This window comes from Sulfuriferula thiophila (genome assembly GCF_003864975.1).
Taxonomy (GTDB): Bacteria; Pseudomonadota; Gammaproteobacteria; order Burkholderiales; family Sulfuriferulaceae; genus Sulfuriferula; species Sulfuriferula thiophila.
Genome location: NZ_BHGL01000018.1, coordinates 1 through 3,372 on the forward strand (window position 1 = coordinate 1; position 3,372 = coordinate 3,372).

The 3,372-nt window shown below is 50.6% G+C and carries 2 rRNA genes; both read left to right on the forward strand.

Features of this window, described 5'->3' with window-relative positions:
- Positions 1-203 precede the first annotated feature (203 nt).
- Positions 204-3,088 (forward strand): 23S ribosomal RNA (locus EJE49_RS08640).
- A gap of 138 nt (positions 3,089-3,226) precedes the next feature.
- Positions 3,227-3,340 (forward strand): 5S ribosomal RNA (gene rrf, locus EJE49_RS08645).
- Positions 3,341-3,372 lie beyond the last annotated feature (32 nt).

Consider the following 3,372-nt stretch of genomic DNA (forward strand, 5'->3'; position numbering starts at 1 on the left):
CTTTACGTGTGAAAGCTCTTTAAAAAAATGGAAGAAGTAAAGGTTGATGACTGGACAAGTCACGCGCAAGCGTTATTTGAAAGGTTGTTAACAAATGGGTTTTGATTGTATCAACCGGCATAACTTTTAGTCGAGGAATGCCGGGTCATAAGCGCTTTATTAACCTGTAACCCGTATCTCGCAAGAGATGCTTAAGGTTATAGGGTCAAGCGACTAAGTGCATGTGGTGGATGCCTTGGCGATTACAGGCGAAGAAGGACGTTGCAGCCTGCGAAAAGCTGCGGGGAGCTGGCAAGCAAGCTTTGATCCGCAGATGTCCGAATGGGGAAACCCACCCTTAGGGGTACCCTAGACTGAATACATAGGTCTAGCGGGGCGAACCGAGCGAACTGAAACATCTAAGTAGCTCGAGGAAAAGAAATCAACCGAGATTCCGCAAGTAGTGGCGAGCGAACGCGGAGGAGCCTGCAAGATTTAGCACACACGTTAACAGAACCTTCTGGAAAGATGGACCATAGTGGGTGATAGTCCCGTATGTGAAAACCTGTGTGTAGAACTAAGTTTGCGACAAGTAGGGCGGGACACGAGAAATCCTGTCTGAACATGGGGGGACCATCCTCCAAGGCTAAATACTCGTAATCGACCGATAGTGAACCAGTACCGTGAGGGAAAGGCGAAAAGAACCCCGGGAGGGGAGTGAAATAGATCCTGAAACCGCATGCATACAAACAGTGGGAGCGGACTTGATCCGTGACTGCGTACCTTTTGTATAATGGGTCAGCGACTTACGTTCAGTAGCGAGCTTAACCGAATAGGGGAGGCGAAGGGAAACCGAGTCTGATAAGGGCGATAGTTGCTGGGCGTAGACCCGAAACCAGATGATCTATCCATGGCCAGGATGAAGGTGCGGTAACACGCACTGGAGGTCCGAACCCACTAATGTTGAAAAATTAGGGGATGAGCTGTGGATAGGGGTGAAAGGCTAAACAAATCTGGAAATAGCTGGTTCTCTCCGAAAACTATTTAGGTAGTGCCTCACGTATCACCTTCGGGGGTAGAGCACTGTTATGGCTAGGGGGTCATCACGACTTACCAACCCATTGCAAACTCCGAATACCGAAGAGTGCGAGCGTGGGAGACAGACATCGGGTGCTAACGTCCGGTGTCAAAAGGGAAACAACCCAGACCGTCAGCTAAGGTCCCAAAGACACAGTTAAGTGGTAAACGATGTGGGAAGGCATAGACAGCCAGGATGTTGGCTTAGAAGCAGCCATCATTTAAAGAAAGCGTAATAGCTCACTGGTCGAGTCGTCCTGCGCGGAAGATGTAACGGGGCTCAAACTGTGCACCGAAGCTACGGATATGCAATTTATTGCATATGGTAGGAGAGCGTTCTGTAGGCCGTTGAAGGTGAGGTGTGAACCTTGCTGGAGGTATCAGAAGTGCGAATGCTGACATGAGTAGCGATAAAACGGGTGAAAAGCCCGTTCGCCGAAAGCCCCAGGTTTCCTGTTCAACGTTCATCGGAACAGGGTGAGTCGGCTCCTAAGGCGAGGCTGAGAAGCGTAGTCGATGGGAAACAGGTTAATATTCCTGTACCGGCCTTGAATGCGATGTGGGGACGGAGAAGGTTAACTCAGCCAACTGTTGGAATAGTTGGTTTAAGTGTGTAGGCAGAACCCTTAGGCAAATCCGGGGGTTTAATGCTGAGACATGATGACGAGGTGCTACGGCACTGAAGTGAGCGATACCATGCTTCCAAGAAAAGCCACTAAGCTTCAGTTCAAGGACGACCGTACCGCAAACCGACACAGGTGGGCAGGGTGAGAATCCTAAGGCGCTTGAGAGAACTCAGGAGAAGGAACTCGGCAAATTAACACCGTAACTTCGGGAGAAGGTGTGCCCTTAGTATGTGAAGCGACTTGCTCGCCGAGCAGAACAGGGTTGCAGTGAAAAGGTGGCTGCGACTGTTTAATAAAAACACAGCACTCTGCAAACACGAAAGTGGACGTATAGAGTGTGACGCCTGCCCGGTGCTGGAAGGTTAATTGATGGGGTGCAAGCTCTTGATCGAAGCCCCAGTAAACGGCGGCCGTAACTATAACGGTCCTAAGGTAGCGAAATTCCTTGTCGGGTAAGTTCCGACCCGCACGAATGGCGTAACGATGGCCACACTGTCTCCTCCTGAGACTCAGCGAAGTTGAAGTGTTTGTGAAGATGCAATCTACCCGCGGCTAGACGGAAAGACCCCATGAACCTTTACTGTAGCTTTGCATTGGATTTTGAACAGACTTGTGTAGGATAGGTGGGAGGCATTGAAGCAGGGACGCCAGTTCTTGTGGAGCCAACCTTGAAATACCACCCTGGTATGTTTGAGATTCTAACCTAGGTCCATTATCTGGATCGGGGACCGTGCATGGTAGGCAGTTTGACTGGGGCGGTCTCCTCCCAAAGCGTAACGGAGGAGCACGAAGGTATCCTAGCTACGGTCGGAAATCGTAGCGATAGTGCAATGGCAAAAGGATGCTTGACTGCGAGACTGACAAGTCGAGCAGGTGCGAAAGCAGGTCATAGTGATCCGGTGGTTCTGTATGGAAGGGCCATCGCTCAACGGATAAAAGGTACTCTGGGGATAACAGGCTGATTCCTCCCAAGAGTTCACATCGACGGGGGAGTTTGGCACCTCGATGTCGGCTCATCACATCCTGGGGCTGTAGCCGGTCCCAAGGGTATGGCTGTTCGCCATTTAAAGTGGTACGTGAGCTGGGTTTAAAACGTCGTGAGACAGTTTGGTCCCTATCTGCCGTGGGCGCTGGAAATTTGAAGGGACCTGCTCCTAGTACGAGAGGACCGGAGTGGACGGATCTCTGGTGTACCGGTTATCACGCCAGTGGTATCGCCGGGTAGCTAAATCCGGAAGAGATAAACGCTGAAAGCATCTAAGCGTGAAACTCGCCTTAAGATGAGATTTCCCGGGGGCTAGACCCCCCTAAAGGGTCGTTCGAGACCAGGACGTTGATAGGCTGGGTGTGGAAGTGCAGTAATGCATTAAGCTTACCAGTACTAATTGCCCGTGAGGCTTGACCCTATAACCTTAAGTAGAAGGTAGGGTTAATAAAGCGCAATACAATTGAAACATGCTGTAACAAGCAAACCAACTTTACTTCTTCCGAATAAGGCGCATGCCATGAGTGATAACAGCTTGTGACATGCCCAACCGTTTACGTCTGACGACCATAGCGTCTTGGAACCACCCCTTCCCATCCCGAACAGGGCCGTGAAACGAGACCGCGCCGATGATAGTGTGGATTACCCATGTGAAAGTAGGTCATCGTCAGACACCCCATTCTAAAAACCCCCGTAGCTTACGCT